This window comes from Psychrobacter glacincola (genome assembly GCF_965118485.1).
Taxonomy (GTDB): Bacteria; Pseudomonadota; Gammaproteobacteria; order Pseudomonadales; family Moraxellaceae; genus Psychrobacter; species Psychrobacter glacincola_D.
In genome coordinates this window covers 17,905-34,566 of sequence record NZ_CBCPJH010000001.1, presented here as the reverse complement: position 1 = coordinate 34,566, position 16,662 = coordinate 17,905, and the positions used below count along the sequence as shown (strand labels likewise).

Sequence of the window (16,662 nt, the reverse complement as noted above, 5' to 3'; positions counted from 1 at the left end):
AACTTAATAGTCTTAAATTATAATACAGCGATAATTTCAGTGGTAGTTTTACTGTTCGGTGCAGGCGTAGTAACGGTCAATCTAATCTCATCACCTACGCTACAGTTCTGTGATCTGATCGTGTACGTTTTATCAGCATCATTTTGATTATTTCCAAGTATGTTGTTGTTATCAGGAGTAGACAAATTCACCAGCATTGGCACTGTTAAAATATTACTGAAGATACCTTCACTCGCTATCTGCGCTGTACAATTGAGACTACCACTACCACCTGTCTTATCTATTGCCTGTATGCGAACCGTCGTATTTGAGGGCATAGATATTTTTTTAATGCCTAAATTACCGCTACCATTCATAGTAAACGTTTTTAGCTTAGTTCCATTAGCATCTGCTACTATATTATTAAGAGTAGGGTTAAAAATAGGCGTAGTATCGGCAAACCCAACAACAAACTGAGTAAAAATTATACCTGTGGTTGACGGTAGTTTAAATTCATTACTGTCGAAAGTGCCATTTTCGTTTTCATCAAGGAAAATACCGTTACCGTTAATCTGTTGAGTATTAGTCCCTGTGGTATAAGCCAGTACCGTAACCCGTCTATCATTAGGGAGTACGCCTGTAGTATTTAATGTTACGCTACAGCGACCATTACTCACAACGCAAGAGTTAGCCGACAAGGTTCCGCCTTCTGCGACAAAACGTATCGTAGAACCATTTACGAAGCTATTTGGTGTGTTGGGTGATGTATCTCGTGCAATGACATTCAATGTGGTGGAGTCATTTAAGCGGCTAACAGCCATAGTAGAGGTGTTAGTAGCTGTAGCAGCTAGTACATTTTTGGTAGGTACTACTGTAAAACCAGCTTGCGTAGGTACACTACTTATTACTTCAATATTTGTCACTTCGGCAGTCACATCCACTCTACTAATCAAGGTCGCTCTGACTGTTATATCAGTTGCTGTTGTGTTGCCTGCGTATAATGGCACTGTGATGCGGCCAGCACTGTCGGTAGTGAGGGTAAGTGTTTGTTGATTTCCACGGCTACCTATCCCAAAATCATTGGGTGCATTTAACAGCTCAACTTTCACCCGCTCATTAGCAAATGGTGTACCCTCAGCGCTCACGATAAACTCAATGTTACGTACTGAAGGTAATGTACTGCCTAGAGCGCCTATTACCACAGTGTTAGCACATTGATCATTACCTGCACTACTTGCAGAAGAATTAGGGAAGTTTGGTGTGTTACCAGAGATACATCTGATACTTAAAGCACCAAGATCTGTACTTTTACCAATAGTCACTGGTAAACGAATAGTCGCGCCACTTTCTTCTATAGAAGCGACAATCGTTTGATTGCCTTCACATACCCCAGCATTATAAGTAGCTCTAAAGCCTAGAATATTAGTCACTGCGTTGCTAACGCTGCCACAAGTGGCCGCAAAACTCACTGTTATACCCGTTTGAGATTCCATGTTACCAGAGCTTTTGACTAAGCCTGTGATGTCCGTAGACCCGCCAAAAGGTAATGTGCTTTGCGCTAATCTAACCTCATCAAAAATTAAGTTAGCACTTTGTAGCGAAAAGAAATAATCAGAGGATATAACTTCAACTCCTTCAGAATTTGCCTTAGCAGACAATAAATAACTACCAGAGTCTAATACGCTAACCGCTTTTAGGGTCATAGTCGCTATACCGTCAGCATTGGTCAATACTGTACCATTAGTATTGCCAAACTTTACTGATGATATCGGCGCATCAGTACCAAAAGTTACTAGCGCACCACTGACAGGCTGACCTCTACTATTAGTGACTTTTACGCTTGCTGTTGCCCCTGAGCTAGTCAGGATGCGAGTTGTACTTCCTGAATTATCACTAATGCTAACGCTACTAACATTAAGTGCTTGTATAGGGCCAGAGTTATCAAATGGTGGAGCAATGATATCCGTGCCATCTCCACCACCACAACCTGCTAAAGCCAAGGCACAGGATAAAGAGGTAAGCTGAAATAACTTAAAAGCAGGTAATGAGGAATATGACATTCTTGGAGCTCCGCAGCAGCAGTAATTTATCTGATTAAATGTACGTAATCATTACGTAGCCTCATATCAGCTTGGTAAAGATACATAGACTTACAATAATAGCAGTTATATTAACAGATTGTATTAAATTTATGACTGCAACTTTACTGACTTTTTTTATAACTTACAACTAAAAAGTGAATCCTTATTATTAAATAATCAATCACATAGACTGCTTAATTCAAGGTATAATAGCTACCGTTTAAACCAACAACTACTACAAAAATATTTGAGTATTCATTACTTTTATGGTATAAATGTCGGCTTTAAAATTTTCTGAATTGATTTACCTGTTATTTGCCTTTAATGACAGTAAATCAGCTCAACCTTCATATAGTTTTGTTTGGTGCAAAGCTGCCGCTTGCTGTGTCCATGCCGCAAATACGTGCAACTTGCCCAGACTGGTATGAGAAAACCTCATACTTCATAGATCAGGAGTTCGCCATGTCTAGAGTTTGCCAAGTGACTGGAAAGCGCCCTATGGTGGGTAATAATGTTTCGCACGCAAACAACAAAACCCGTCGTCGCTTTCTACCAAACCTTCATAACCATCGTTTTTGGGTAGAGTCGGAAAATCGTTTTGTACGTCTACGTGTGTCTACCAAAGGTATGCGCATCATTGACAAACTGGGTATCGATAAAGTGCTAGTAGATTTACGCGCACAAGGTCAAAAAGTATAAGTGACTATTGGCAGTTTCATTAGCTAATATAATTGTTAATTAGACTGCTTTTAAGCGATATGTTTGTGAAACTCATATTTATGTCATAGACATGTCGCCACTTAACACTTTAGATTACTACCTATCGATTGAAGACCGCTCATTTACAGGAAAGCTATCATGAGAGATAAAATTAAATTAGTATCAACCGCTGGTACTGGGTATTATTACACCACTACTAAAAACAAGCGCACTATGCCTGGCAAAATGGAAATGAAGAAATTCGATCCAAAAATTCGCCAACATGTGCTCTTTAAAGAAGCAAAAATCAAATAATTGCTGTTATATATAGAATACATTTTTATAAATACTTTCTGTATATAAGCTATTTAAACAAAAAAAAGGGTTTATCAATTGATAAACCCTTTTTTTTATTGCTTAATGTTTTATATTCTACTGCTTGCTTATAACTTTAACTATAATGCGTCGGCTCTTTATCATAAACATGGGCATGCCATTGGCTCATCTGCTTTTGCATAATCACTTGAATCGCCGCATGAATCATATGCTGACCAATCGCTTGCGTATCAGTGCCGAGTATCTCTTTTAGTTTATCAGAAAAATCAATGGTCATCAGTGGCGCATCATCTTGTTCAGCGTCACGTAAGAGCAATTTGCCGTCGTCTGCTTCTACCAGTTCAAGAGTCGTCTCTTTTGCAAACCCTGCAAACTGATCGGTACTGTCATTATCTACTTCGATCTCATTATCGATATCGTATGGCATTTATTGTATCCTTATTATCCCGTTTACCGCTGTAAAAAACGTGTTGCTTCATTTCCTAAAGCCACCATCTTACAGTCATGCGGGCAAAACTATCTTATTCATACAATGGACGCTTTGAGACGATAATTCAAGAGCCATTCTGCAAGTCTTTGACAGAATCTAGCTTTAGCGTTGATGATTTTATAAAAAGCTACCAACGATTAACGCCAGTAACGCAGCTTTGCCAAGGTAAATAAGAAAGCAACAAACATACCAAGATAGTAGACTAATTTAAGCTCAAGAGTAGGATCACGATATTTAAACGGTAGCGCCACAGTGGCAGTCGCGGTTGGCAATATCAACAACATCAGTAGCCAGTTCTCAAACACATGCAACCAGCCTTGTAAGTCAGTACCATGTCGCAGTGACGATAGTCCTAGCAGCAGACAGCCAATAATTAAGCTGGTAAATAAACCATTCGGTAAGTCTTTTGGATAAATGATATTGGCAATATTGGTCGGTACTATTCTCATGTAAAATTCCAGTCAAGCTTAGAGAGCATGACTTAACGATTAAAAAGCATCTCAAAAAGAGCTTAAAGAAAATTGCAATACTCTATATATTAAGCAACTTTATCTTTGCTCATATAGGTTTAACTGTAAGTACCCATTAACCAGAGCATCGATATACAAGAGGTTAAATATCCTAAGCTAATGGCGTTCCAGGTGGCGATATCCATACCTTTAACCTTATTCAGTATGAGTGAACCGATCCAAAATAAGAAAGGAACACCGATCATAAACGCCGGCACTATCACCACAGCATGGCGTAATACTTCACCTGTATCATCACCCACCATTAAGCGAAAACCATAACCTGCTAAGCTTAGAATAAGCGCAAACATGGCTAAGCCAATAGTAATACCCTTAGGCACCAAGCTACGTGGTTGCAAATCTTGGTTTTGATGTTCTACATTTTGTATATTCATATGGCACCTTTAGCTGACACGTTGCTTAATATAATCAGTCATATAACGGCTATCAATAGTATATGACGCTCATATTTACTAGTAGATATCTTACTATATGGGGCATTACTCTCCATTTGCCAAGGCAAGCTCTACGCGCATTGCATCGATAGCTGATTTATAGTCTTTTTGATTGAATATTGCAGAACCTGCAACGAACATATCAGCCCCTGCTTCGGCAATGGCGCGAATATTACTGGCCTTGATACCACCATCGACTTCCAATCTAATGGGACGACCGCTAGTAATGATACGCTGACGGACTTGGCGAACCTTGTCTAGCGTCCCTTCAATAAATGACTGACCACCGTAGCCTGGATTGACGCTCATCAGTAGGATTTGGTCAACCTTGTCCATCACGTAATCCAAATAATGCAGCGGCGTTGCTGGATTTAGTACCAAACCACACTCAGCCCCACCATCTTTAATCAGCTGTAAAGAGCGATTAATATGCGAGCTGGCTTCAGGATGAAAGGTAATAATACTCGCACCTGCCTCCAAAAACTGCTCAATCATACTATCAACAGGACTCACCATCAGATGCACGTCAATTGGCGCATCAATCCCATAATCACGCAGCGCCTTACAAATCATACTACCAAAGGTCAAATTGGGCACATAATGATTGTCCATCACATCAAAATGAATGACATCAGCACCCGATTCCAACACTCGCTCAACCTCTTCACCAAGTCTGGCAAAATCAGCAGATAAAATAGAAGGTGCGATTAGATATGGCTTAGAAGGACTGATCATAATTGAGCTACCTAATTTGTATTTGACTAAGGGTTTAATAAAATGTGCAGACCAAGCAGATAAAACGCATTTCTATTATAGCGGAAAATCAGGATTTATAATGGCTGCTAGGTATCGATATTACAGTTACACTTATCAGCTGTAGACAGGCAGATACATAACTAGCGCTGTTTATATTGGGTTTTACAATAAGCGCGACCGACGACAAAACCTCGCATCGATTCGTGTTTGGTAGCACGGCTGCTCACCCGCTTTCGCCATAAGCGAAAAGACGATGGTTTTAGCTCTTGACGCATCAGCTTAATGACACCCGCTTCATTGAGACCATAGCTATGCTCTATCGCCTCAAACGTCGTTCTATCTTCCCACGCCATCTCTATCACACGTGAGCGCTGAGCGGCGCTCAGTTCTCTCTCGTGCACGTCATTTACTGACTGTTCGATACATTCAATTACTTTACTAATATTGGTTTCACTATCATCTATATCGATAAGAGTGCGCTGCTTATTTTTCAAAGCTGCTTCCATATCTGCTTGCATAGTGGCAAGTGTAGATTTATGAATAGTAGAATCTCCGTGCTTATCAGCTGCTAAATTTTTGTTGAATTCAGATGCGGTTAAATCTTGATAACTTGCCATAAATCTGACCTTTTAAACATAAAATACTATAGTAAATAAATAATTTACAGTAAGAATTTAGCTAAGCTGCGCCTTGCGCCAGTGATGTTCGATATGATCGTTAATAACGCTTTGAATAAAGTAATAGCTATGGTCGTGACCGGCTTGATAACGCAAGGTTAATGGCTGATTAGCGCTTGTACAGGCTTGCTGTAATTTAGAGGTTTGTAGCTGACCATCAGCTAAAAACTCATCAGTTGCGCCTTGATCAACCAAGATACTTGAGTACTGCTGACCAACTTTTTCAATAACTTTCGACGCGTCTGCTTGTAACCATAAAGCTTTATCTTCACCGAAATATTCTGTATAAGCGGCTTGCCCCCATGCCGACTCACTAGCAGCACACACAGGCGATAACGCTGAGACACTCACAAACTTACCTGGGAACTTAAAGCCCAGTAATAATGCTCCGTGACCGCCCATCGAGTGCCCAGTAATACCGATACTATGAATCGGAAACTCTGAGCGTAACAAGTCATACAGCTCATCGACAATGTAGCTTTGCATATTGAAGTTTTCTGCCCAAGGCGCTTGCGTCGCATCCACATAATAGCTTGCACCTTGACCGACAAAATAACGCTCATCGTTTGCCACTTCACTGCCTTCACTAGTTCTAGGAGAAGTGTCCGGTGCGATAAATATCATCCCAAGCTCGCTACATTTTTGTTGAAAATGCGCTTTATGGGTGACGTTATCCGCATTACAAGTAAGACCTGATAAGTATAAAATCGCCGGACAACGCTGCCCTATTAAGGCTTCATCAGGCAGATAAATACTAAAGGTCATCGGCGTCTTAGTAGCAGTAGATTGATGACTATAATAATGTTGCTCACCATCAAAGCAGCGATTGACACTTTTTTGCGTGAGCTGCGTGTTGGCTGAGAGACTGTGATTATAAGAATTATTCATAAGTATTATCCTTTGTATCTAAGATAAAATAATAATGATTTAAACAAGCATTAAATTAATAAAATTCAAAATGAGATAAAAATTTAGTTTGTAGAGTTCTCATCATTTACAACTGTATCTGCGCCGGCATCTGGTAAAACATTGATCGTCGTTGTCGTACTAGGATTATCTGTAATGCTAGCAAGCGGCGGTCGGGTTTTATCAAATAATACTTGCTCAAATGCAGGCAAGGCGGTTTCCATCAAACTACCGATGACCATTTGTGGCTCTGATGGCTCAAAACCCATATAAAGCTCGCGCTCTTTTACGCGATAAGCAGCGTCTTTAAAGGCAGCAGAAAAACTGGTATTTTCCCGTAAGCTTTCAGCAAAGAATGCTTGACCAAAATAAGTCATCTCAGCGCTATTTGTACAGCCAAATGACATCTTGTCTGCTGCCGAAGCAGTAATCACCACCGTAGTCGGTGACGCCAATTCATCAATAAACGAGCCTGAATAACACGCCGATACTACGATAACTCGCCAGCGAATACCTGAGGCATCTAACGCCTCTCGCAGCCATGTTGCATCCAGATTATCCATCTCAAGCGGTGGATTGGATAAGTGGACAAAATCTTGATCACCATGCGAGGATAGTGTCATAAAAAGCACGTCTTCATCAGCATTCATCTGCTGACCAATTCTTTTTAAACTCCGTAAGATACTGGTCTTAGTAGCAATCGGCTCATCTAACCAAGTATAGGTATTATTAATCAAGGCAAGCGAATGTCCGCTAGTGCCAAAACGCACATCAAATAACTCACGTACTTTATTAATCTCAGAGCGAAAGACGTTTTGATCAGAGAATCCTGCTACGCCCATAAAGTACCAATCGCTTTTGCCTGGCACACTAGGATCTATACGAGCAAGCGCTTCTTGCAATAAACGCGGCTGCTCATACAATGCCGCTTCCTCTAACACCGGCTCTACTGGTATCTGCTTAAATATTGGCTGGTCAGCGACGTTACGCTGCCAAATCGTCAATAATGCTACCGCCCCGATAATGACGATAACCCGTTCCCACCAAGGTATACGCAAGCGGCGAGAAAATATCCATAGTAATGCCAAGGTCTGCCATAAAAACAGCACCAAAAATAGCATAGGTAAAAACGAATAGCTCCAATCGGGTAACCAGCTATAGCTGCCCAAAAACTGTACCAAACTTTGTAGTAATGCAGACAAGGTATCGGCAACCAACCACAGTACCACTGGCACAAACACCAACGCTTGATTACCAGCGCGCCGTGCTAGAATAATACCGCCGAGTAGAATAATCATCGGCCAGATTAGATAGCTGACCAATCCTTGCTCATTGAAAATACTGCCGTCTGGAGCGGCTAACCAAGAAAATAGGACGTTGCTACCAAGCGCCAATAGCGCGAACACTGCAAACTGAATAAAGGTGGGTTTAACCCAAGAGAACGCCCTTGTTGAGCCTACTAGCATCCACAAGGTTGCAATAATATTGGCAGCGAAATTGAGCGAGAAACGCTGCAGCGAGACGGTTTTTAACGACGCAAGTGACAAAGACTTAAACCTCTAGCCAGTCGAGAGAAATGAAAAATCAATGATAAAATATTTTGATATTGATGCCGCTTACTGTCTTTTATTTAACTATTTATATGGCATACGAAAATCAGTTTTATATTTAATTCACTATGAAATGGATATAAGAGACGGATAGCGCACATCGATATTATTGATTAATATTTTAGCTCGCTAATCTATCGCGATTGTAACGGATTGTCGGTCAAGAGCATAAGGCTGAATTGTAAAATTCACTTAAAAACTCATTAAAAAAAGGAGGTCTTAGATTTAAGACCTCCTTTTATATTAAATTATATCAAACACTAAACATTATCTCATCAATAGCTCATTGACGCGTCTGAGATAAGCGGCTGGATCTTCTAATTGACCGCCATCTGCTAGCAATGCTTGGTCAAAAATCACTTGTGCTAGCTTATCAAAATCTTCGGCAGACTGCTCACTACTCTCAAGCTTTTTAATGATTGGATGATCAGGATTAATCTCTAATGTAGGCTTGCTTTCTGGCACATCCTGTCCCATTTGCTTAAGCATTTGAATCATCTGTGGCGATAGTTCACCTTCACCAACGACCAAGCAAGCTGGACTATCAACCAAACGCGTAGATACTTTGACATCTTTGGCACGCTCGCCCAGTGCTGTTTTGAGCTTATCAACGACTGGCTTTAGGGTTTCTTGTGCTTTTTCAGCTTCGGCCTTTTCGGCTTCATCCTGCAAGTCGCCTAAATCAACCGCACCTTTGGCGATATTCTGTAGCGGCGTCCCATCAAATGAGGTTAAGAAATTCATCGCCCATTCATCAACACGACTGGTCATCAAAATAACTTCGATGCCTTTTTTCTTAAATAGCTCTAATTGTGGACTATTTTTTGCTGCTGCTAAATTATCAGCCGTTAAGTAATAAATAGCTTTTTGACCGTCTTTCATACGCGCTTTATAATCTTCAAAACTGGTCGTTTCACCATCTTGAGTACTGGTCGCATAACGAAGCAATTTGGCAATACGTTCTTGATTGCCCATGTCTTCGCCAACGCCTTCTTTAATGACGTCACCGAACTCAGCGTAGAACTGCACGAATTTTTCTTGCTTATCCGTATCTTCACTGTTGGCAAGGCTTGCCAATAAAGTCAAAATACGACGGGCGTTACCATCACGGATAGATTTAACATCGCGCGACTCTTGTAAGATTTCGCGGCTAACGTTTAGTGGCAAGTCTGCTGAATCAATAACGCCTTTAACAAAACGCAGGTACATTGGCAGTAACTGCTCAGCTTCGTCCATAATAAAGACGCGCTTCACATAAAGCTTTAAGCCATGCTGCTGGTCACGAGTATATAAATCGACAGGTGCTTTTTTTGGAATATACAACAGCTGTGTATACTGCACACGGCCTTCAACACGGTTATGCGTCCAAGTCAGCGGTGCATCCATGTCATAGGTAATGTTTTTATAAAAATCGACATACTCTTCATCTTCAATCTCAGAGGCGCTACGAGTCCATAATGCACTGGCTTTATTAATGGTTTCCCATTCGTCAGTCAATACCATTTGTCCATTGGCAGGTGTGTCGCTACCCTCTTCAACCTCATCTTCTTGCCAAACTTCTTTACGCATCTGAATTGGCAGACTGATATGGTCAGAATATTTATTCACTAACTGCTTAATTTTGCCACGGTCTAAGTAGCTGTCTTCACCTTCAGAATATTGTTCTTTTAAATGCAAAGTGATAGCGGTACCGCGAGTTTCTTTGGTGATAGGTTCAACGGTAAAGCTGCCGGTGCCATCAGATACCCAGCGCACGCCATTTTCAGCCGGCTCGCCTGCCTTGCGGGTTTCAACGCTAATCGTATCGGCAACAATGAAGCCGGAATAAAAACCAACCCCAAACTGGCCGATTAACTGACCTTCTTGCTTTTGTGATTCAGAGAGTTTGTCTAAAAATGCTTTAGTACCTGATTTGGCAATCGTACCTAAGTTTTCAATCGCATCGGCTTCGTTCATACCAATGCCATTATCGGTAAAGGTAATGGTTTTAGCCTCTTCATCAACGGCAATACGAATACGCAGCTCGCCATCGTCTTCGTACAAGCTGTCATCATTGGTGGCTTCAAAACGCAATTTATCACAAGCGTCAGAAGCGTTTGATACCAATTCACGTACGAAAATATCGGAATTAGAATATAGCGAGTGCGTCACTAAGTGCAATAATTGAGCTACTTCTGCTTCAAAGGTATGTTTTTTTAATTCTGGGCTGCTTTTATTAACATTGATGCTATCAATTTTTTGGTTATCAACTGGGGCTTGTTCACTCATAAAAACTCCTTTAATTTATGCTAAAAATTTATTATCAAATAGTGGCACTGAAACCAAACTTACTCAAATGAATATGAGAGAAGCGTAATTTTGAATACCGCTAAGCTGTTTATACTAATAGGGGCGCGGAATAAAATTTCAAGCTTAAAACCTTGATTCCATAAAAAACACCGCCCTAGTTTCCTAAGGCGGTGTCATTGGATAAGCAATGTATAAGCAATTTATTTAAATGGAATTTACCAAATAAATACTAGTAGCTGTACCTAATAGCACATTTACTAACTGTATTTAAGAGCTGAGTTTAATAACTACAGACAGCTAGGTAAATGACGAGCAGGGTCTGAATCACGCGCTGCCATTGCATCTTCAACGCTTAATCCTAATGCTTTGGCAACGCCTGCGCCATAAGCGGCATCACACCAGTTACAGTTACGAATATGACGATACTGAATAAAGTCGGGTACGCCCGCTAAGTTATTGGCCGTATTATCAAACACTATCTGCTGCTGCTCAGGACTCATTAAGTTAAACAATGCGCGAGGTTGGCTAAAGTAATCGCTATCGTCTTCACGGAAGTCATAATGCGCCGCATAGCCGTCAATTTTCAATGGCGGTTCAGCATAATCAGGCTGTTCTTGCCATTGGCTAAAGCTGTTTGGCTCATAGTGTGGGCGACTACCGTAGTTGTCATCGACACGACCTTGACCATCCCGATGATTGCTCATCACAGGGCAGCGTGGTTTATTCACTGGAATTTGCTGATGATTCACCCCGACACGGTAACGCTGGGCATCGGCGTAATTTACCAAGCGGTTTTGTAGCATTTTATCAGGAGATACGCTGATACCGGGTACTAGGTTACTTGGGGCAAAAGCTGCTTGCTCAACATCGACAAAGTAATTGTCAGAGTTTTTATTCAACTCAAACTCGCCAACTTCAATCAGCGGATAATCACCTTTTGGCCAGACTTTGGTCAAATCAAACGGATGATATGGGACGGTATCTGCCTCAGCTTCTGGCATGATTTGTACATACATTTTCCATTTAGGAAAATCGCCATTTTCGATGGCATCATACAAATCTTTTTGATGGCTTTCGCGATCCATACCAACGATATCTGCTGCTTCGGCATCGGTTAAGTTTTTGATGCCTTGCTGAGTACGAAAATGGAATTTTACCCAAAAACGCTCATTGGCGGTATTCCAAAAACTATAGGTATGCGAGCCAAAGCCGTGCATATTTCTATAGGATGCTGGAAGACCGCGATCACTCATAACGATGGTAACTTGATGCAAAGCTTCTGGTAGCAGAGTCCAGAAATCCCAGTTATTGGTCGCTGAGCGCATGTTAGTACGTGGGTCACGCTTGACTGCTTTGTTTAAATCTGGAAATTTACGCGGGTCACGTAAGAAGAATACTGGGGTATTGTTACCTACCATATCCCAGTTGCCTTCTTCAGTATAAAACTTTAACGCAAAGCCGCGAATATCACGCTCGGCATCAGCGGCACCACGCTCGCCTGCGACGGTACTAAAGCGCGCAAACATTTCAGTTTGTTTACCAACTTCACTGAAGATGTTGGCACGGGTATATTGTGTAATGTCATGGGTAACGGTAAACGTACCAAAGGCACCAGAGCCTTTGGCATGCATACGGCGCTCTGGAATCACTTCACGAGCAAAGTTAGCGAGCTTTTCATTTAACCAGATATCTTGTGCTAATAATGGACCACGCTTACCTGCTGTGAGACTGTTTTGATTGTCTGCTACTGGTGCGCCATTGCCCATCGTCAATTGGGTCGGTGCGTAAGGACATTTTTTATCGCTCATGTCGTTGCTCATATCATTGCTCATAAAACATACTCCTTTGAATAACAAATGGATTAAAATACAAAACCTATTCTGAATACGCTTCTATTAACATATCCAAAATAAAGGTCATTTTTTCTGAAAAACGGCTGTTTTTATTCATAGTAACCTATCTGTGCACTCATGCTGCTGTGCTTGCTGTCTTGTTAATTACCATTACAACTGATTAGCATTGATTTGTATAATTAATTAACTACATGCTTTGGTTTTATTTTTCAGGATTACTATTTTCAATTTATCCAAATAGCTTAAATTTAATAGCTTTTATTCATAGAGTAATTTCTGATAAAACAATAAGAGATGCCTACTAAATAATGTTCAGCTTTAGCGCGACATCGGGCGGATGGTCAAAATCTGCTCACTGCGACCAAAAGGTCCTTGAATATCATGCAGTATCGCACTGCTAACACCGATACCATCAGCGCCATATTGCTGCACAGCTTCAATACCCAACCAGCGACCTTGCGGCGCGCGGTGCATATGAATTTGTAAATCAGTATTGGGGAACATCCACTCTAACTCAGACAATCCCAATCCAAGCCTTGGTACCACACCATTAGCGGTGTCGACCATGCCTAACAAGTGCACCATATCATCAGTGTGCTTGCCCTCTACCATGTCAAGATCGTTGGTTATCCATACCATACCTTTGCCGGGACGACGACCTGGTTCGGCGACTAGACGTACGCTTTCGATAAAACCACCTGGCCAACCGCTCATCTCATCCCAAACCGGCAACTCTTCAGGCTTATGAATGGATTTTTGATCCTCAAGCCCTGCAATCTCACTGGTATCTTGGGTCATCAAACGCCATGCCCGCGCGATGATCGCATCACGACCGCGACTACTCATCACTGCTTCAATCAGCTCAATGGTCTTACCGGGGCGAATACAACGGGTGGTAATCGTAAAGTCATCAAGCGGTATTAACCCTAAAATATCTAAGCTGATACGAACAAGACGCATATTTTCTTGTGGCACATAGCATTTTAGCTCAGCCGTGAGCAGGCCTGTCGCTGGTGCCATATGCTGTTCATGGTCATTCCAAGCGCCTTGGGCGTGCTTAGTTGGCTGATAATAAGCAACACTACTGCCATCCGCTTGCTGCTCACGTTTGATAAAATGGTAATAAGCTGACATGGACGTCCTTCTATTCTTTTTAAAATATATTAACGAGGTATAAAATAAGTTTTATTCATTTAGCGTATAAGGGTTTGTTTTTGCAGCGTCAACAGCGTACGACTTTTAGCCATAATGAATAGCAAGAAAAGCATAATGGCAATAAGGATGCCATATACCAGACTGTAATCTCTCAGAAACTGGCTTGCATTTAGCACCAGCATCCCTATCAGAATGACAATCGTAAATGTATTAATTTTCAATTGCTTATTAATCTCATCAAGGCTAGCTTCTGCCAACACAAATTTTCTTTTCTGTTTTTTCATTTCAATTAACCTATCTAACGCTATAGACGAAACCTGCTTATTTTATTTGCCGACTTGCGTCATCGGAATACGCAATGCTTTCGGCAAACTAAAAGTGACATTTTCCTCAATGCCTGATAGCTCACTTGGTAAATTTCCACCCCAATCTTGCAGCTGCTGCAATACTTCTTGAATTAATACCTCAGGTGCTGACGCTCCAGCAGTCACACCTACACTTTGGATACCATCGAACCAGCTTTTATTCATTTCAGTGGCATTATCAATCAAATAAGCACGGCAATTCATACGCTCAGCCAATTCACGCAAGCGATTAGAGTTTGATGAGTTTGGCGAGCCAACGACCAATACGACTTCGCAGCGACCGGCTAAATCTTTAACCGCATCTTGGCGATTTTGGGTGGCATAACAGATATCGTCTTTGCGAGGACCTTGAATGCTTGGGAATTTATCACGCAGCGCATCGATAACGCGTGCAGTATCATCCATAGATAGCGTGGTTTGAGTGACAAATGCTAAACGCTCGTCATTCTGTACAATCAAAGCATCAACATCGGCTTCGTTTTCAACCAGATGAATCTGTCCACCATGACGATGGTTAAAGCGCCCCATCGTACCTTCAACTTCAGGATGCCCAGCATGTCCAATCAATATCGCATCCATACCCTCTTGTGCAAATTTGGCGACTTCGATATGTACTTTGGTTACTAACGGGCAAGTGGCATCAAATACCGTCAAATCACGGCGCTCTGCCTCATCTTCGACAGCTTTTGAGACCCCATGAGCAGAAAAAATAACAATAGAACCATCCGGCACTTCATGCAACTCTTCAACAAACACAGCGCCGCGGTTGGCCAAATCTGAGACCACGAATTTATTATGTACCACTTCATGACGGACATAAATGGGTGGCGCAAAACGTAACAGCGCTTCGTTGACAATCGCAATCGCGCGATCCACACCAGCACAAAATCCACGTGGATTGGCAAGATAAATTTGCATAAGAAGACCTATCATTAGATAATTTATATAAAAGCCTAGGCTTAAAACCTGCTTAAAATTTAAGCCACCAAAGCTTTCATTCAAAAGTTGGATAAAATCGATACTCTACTTTAGCATAATTTGCTTTTAAAGCAGTTTATAATAAGATATTGATTATGATTCCTACCGCCATACTTGATGGCGTTTTTTATTTTTACTAGTCTTTAGCTATTTATTTAGATAGCACTTACGAGTCTATTAAAAGGTTAGTCAGTGGCACATACTCTACTAGCCTAGATCTCTTTAAGGCATATTCCATTAGCAGACACTTCATTAGGACAAACTGTATGACAGGTTCACTATTTATTATTACCGCCGCTTCTGGTACTGGCAAGACATCATTGGTTAAGCAGCTACTAGCCACCACCAATGATTTGACTGTCAGTGTCTCACATACCACTCGCGATCCGCGTCCAGGTGAGATTGACGGTCATCATTATCATTTTACTGATACGCATCGTTTTGTGACGGCAATTGGCGAAAATAAGTTTTTAGAACACGCTGAGGTGTTTGGCAATTATTACGGCACTTCAGAACAAAGCGTACGCACGCAACTGGACGCTGGCGTTGATGTAATTTTGGAGATTGACTGGCAAGGCGCGCTGCAAGTCAAAAAAATCTTTACCGATGCCATTATGATTTTTATTCTACCGCCGAGTATCGCGACGTTACGCCAACGTTTATCAACGCGTGGGCAGGATAGCATGGAAGTAATCGAGAAACGTTTGGCAGGTGCTGTCAATGAAATGGCACAATATGTGCATTTTGACTATGTCATTATCAATGACAGCTTTGAGGTTGCTTTGACAGAGCTTAAAGCCATTATCGTTGCCGATAGACAGACCCTAAAGCGCCAACAGCAGCGCTATCAACGTACAATTACCAATCTACTTAGCAACCAAGTAGACGAATAAATTAAGCATTGAGCTAACTTAACACTTCATCTGGCAAATAGTTATCAGTAGACAAGTAAAAAGCAATTACGCCTACAGGCAAAAAATGCTACAATGTCTAGCTATCACCCTTTATATTTTTGATATTATTTTTATTGAGTGCCGCGCTATGTTGGCGGCTCATAAAAACAACCGAGGTAGCTATTTATGGCACGAGTGACGATTGAAGATTGTTTGGATAATGTTGATAATCGCTTTGAGCTGGTTTTGGTCGCAAGCAAGCGCGCCCGTCAGTTAGCCAAAGGTATTGCTGAGCCACTAGTTGATGTCGATAACGACAAACCGACAGTATTGGCATTGCGCGAAATTGCTGCTGGCAAAATCACCCGCGATATCCTAAATCAGCCTGAGCATAATTTTGCTACTAGCTCAATGGATTTAGCTTTATCAGGCGATCATAGTTTTTAATAAACCGCACGGATAAAGTCTATGATATAAAAACTAAAGCATTTAACAGCTTTATAAAATACATAGACAGATTGACTGATGATAGAGACCACAGCATAGGCTGTGGTTTTTTGGTTGTAATGATACTAAATTTACTGCTTTAGTAACCGTTTGGTACTTAAAACTTACCATTTAGTGAGAGTTT

General features: G+C 41.3%; 17 protein-coding genes. 4 read left to right on the top strand and 13 right to left on the bottom strand.

From position 1 onward, the window contains the following. Positions 1 to 17 precede the first annotated feature (17 nt). Positions 18 to 2,039, bottom strand: a complete 2,022-nt coding sequence (locus ACMHKH_RS00160; protein ID WP_413518660.1) for a hypothetical protein — start codon at positions 2,037 to 2,039, stop codon at positions 18 to 20. 483 nt (positions 2,040 to 2,522) lie between these two features. On the opposite strand from ACMHKH_RS00160, the gene rpmB reads away from it, so the two are divergent. Together rpmB and rpmG are read left to right on the top strand one after the other, a co-directional pair. Next, complete coding sequence (gene rpmB, locus ACMHKH_RS00155) at positions 2,523 to 2,759, top strand: 50S ribosomal protein L28 (RefSeq protein ID WP_011280972.1); 237 nt, start codon at positions 2,523 to 2,525, stop codon at positions 2,757 to 2,759. A 159-nt stretch (positions 2,760 to 2,918) separates the two neighbouring features. Further along, on the top strand, positions 2,919 to 3,074 hold the full coding sequence (gene rpmG / locus ACMHKH_RS00150; RefSeq protein ID WP_062533708.1) for a 50S ribosomal protein L33: 156 nt from the start codon (positions 2,919 to 2,921) through the stop codon (positions 3,072 to 3,074). A gap of 136 nt (positions 3,075 to 3,210) precedes the next feature. Here the strand turns inward: rpmG and ACMHKH_RS00145 are convergent, their stop codons facing one another. From ACMHKH_RS00145 to ispH, 12 genes are all read right to left on the bottom strand, one after another. Next, the gene (locus tag ACMHKH_RS00145) at positions 3,211 to 3,522 is read right to left on the bottom strand and encodes a hypothetical protein (RefSeq protein ID WP_413518659.1); all 312 of its coding nucleotides are present in this window, start codon (positions 3,520 to 3,522) and stop codon (positions 3,211 to 3,213) included. Between the two features lie 200 nt (positions 3,523 to 3,722). Then, entirely contained in the window at positions 3,723 to 4,034 is a 312-nt protein-coding gene (locus ACMHKH_RS00140) for a hypothetical protein (RefSeq protein WP_274903896.1), read from the bottom strand. Between the two features lie 119 nt (positions 4,035 to 4,153). Then, positions 4,154 to 4,489 carry a hypothetical protein gene (locus ACMHKH_RS00135; protein WP_413518658.1) on the bottom strand — a complete coding sequence of 112 codons (336 nt, stop codon included), beginning with the start codon at positions 4,487 to 4,489 and terminating at the stop codon, positions 4,154 to 4,156. 105 nt (positions 4,490 to 4,594) lie between these two features. Next, positions 4,595 to 5,284, bottom strand: a complete 690-nt coding sequence (rpe, locus tag ACMHKH_RS00130) for a ribulose-phosphate 3-epimerase (protein WP_413518657.1) — start codon at positions 5,282 to 5,284, stop codon at positions 4,595 to 4,597. Positions 5,285 to 5,445: 161 nt separating this feature from the next. Beyond that, a complete protein-coding gene (locus ACMHKH_RS00125; protein WP_413518799.1) occupies positions 5,446 to 5,706 on the bottom strand; it encodes a TIGR03643 family protein in 261 nt (86 codons plus the stop codon). Positions 5,707 to 5,979: 273 nt separating this feature from the next. Next, positions 5,980 to 6,870: an S-formylglutathione hydrolase gene (gene fghA / locus ACMHKH_RS00120; RefSeq protein WP_413518656.1), complete on the bottom strand. Its 891-nt coding sequence runs from the start codon at positions 6,868 to 6,870 to the stop codon at positions 5,980 to 5,982. A gap of 83 nt (positions 6,871 to 6,953) precedes the next feature. Next, the gene (locus ACMHKH_RS00115) at positions 6,954 to 8,435 is read right to left on the bottom strand and encodes a C13 family peptidase (protein ID WP_413518655.1); all 1,482 of its coding nucleotides are present in this window, start codon (positions 8,433 to 8,435) and stop codon (positions 6,954 to 6,956) included. Positions 8,436 to 8,765: 330 nt separating this feature from the next. After that, positions 8,766 to 10,766 (bottom strand): molecular chaperone HtpG, encoded by a 2,001-nt coding sequence (gene htpG, locus ACMHKH_RS00110; protein ID WP_413518654.1) that lies wholly within the window; start codon positions 10,764 to 10,766, stop codon positions 8,766 to 8,768. A gap of 308 nt (positions 10,767 to 11,074) precedes the next feature. After that, complete coding sequence (locus ACMHKH_RS00105; protein ID WP_413518798.1) at positions 11,075 to 12,607, bottom strand: catalase; 1,533 nt, start codon at positions 12,605 to 12,607, stop codon at positions 11,075 to 11,077. Positions 12,608 to 12,958: 351 nt separating this feature from the next. Beyond that, positions 12,959 to 13,774 (bottom strand): thioesterase family protein, encoded by an 816-nt coding sequence (locus ACMHKH_RS00100; protein WP_413518653.1) that lies wholly within the window; start codon positions 13,772 to 13,774, stop codon positions 12,959 to 12,961. A 59-nt stretch (positions 13,775 to 13,833) separates the two neighbouring features. After that, entirely contained in the window at positions 13,834 to 14,079 is a 246-nt protein-coding gene (locus ACMHKH_RS00095; protein ID WP_413518652.1) for a hypothetical protein, read from the bottom strand. A 42-nt stretch (positions 14,080 to 14,121) separates the two neighbouring features. Further along, the gene (gene ispH, locus ACMHKH_RS00090) at positions 14,122 to 15,078 is read right to left on the bottom strand and encodes a 4-hydroxy-3-methylbut-2-enyl diphosphate reductase (RefSeq protein WP_413518651.1); all 957 of its coding nucleotides are present in this window, start codon (positions 15,076 to 15,078) and stop codon (positions 14,122 to 14,124) included. Between the two features lie 326 nt (positions 15,079 to 15,404). Between ispH and gmk the strand changes: the two genes are divergently transcribed. Both gmk and rpoZ read left to right on the top strand, forming a co-directional pair. Then, on the top strand, positions 15,405 to 16,031 hold the full coding sequence (gene gmk / locus ACMHKH_RS00085) for a guanylate kinase (protein WP_413518650.1): 627 nt from the start codon (positions 15,405 to 15,407) through the stop codon (positions 16,029 to 16,031). Between the two features lie 186 nt (positions 16,032 to 16,217). Continuing rightward, positions 16,218 to 16,478 (top strand): DNA-directed RNA polymerase subunit omega, encoded by a 261-nt coding sequence (gene rpoZ / locus ACMHKH_RS00080; RefSeq protein WP_079692496.1) that lies wholly within the window; start codon positions 16,218 to 16,220, stop codon positions 16,476 to 16,478. The last annotated feature ends 184 nt before the right edge of the window (positions 16,479 to 16,662 follow it).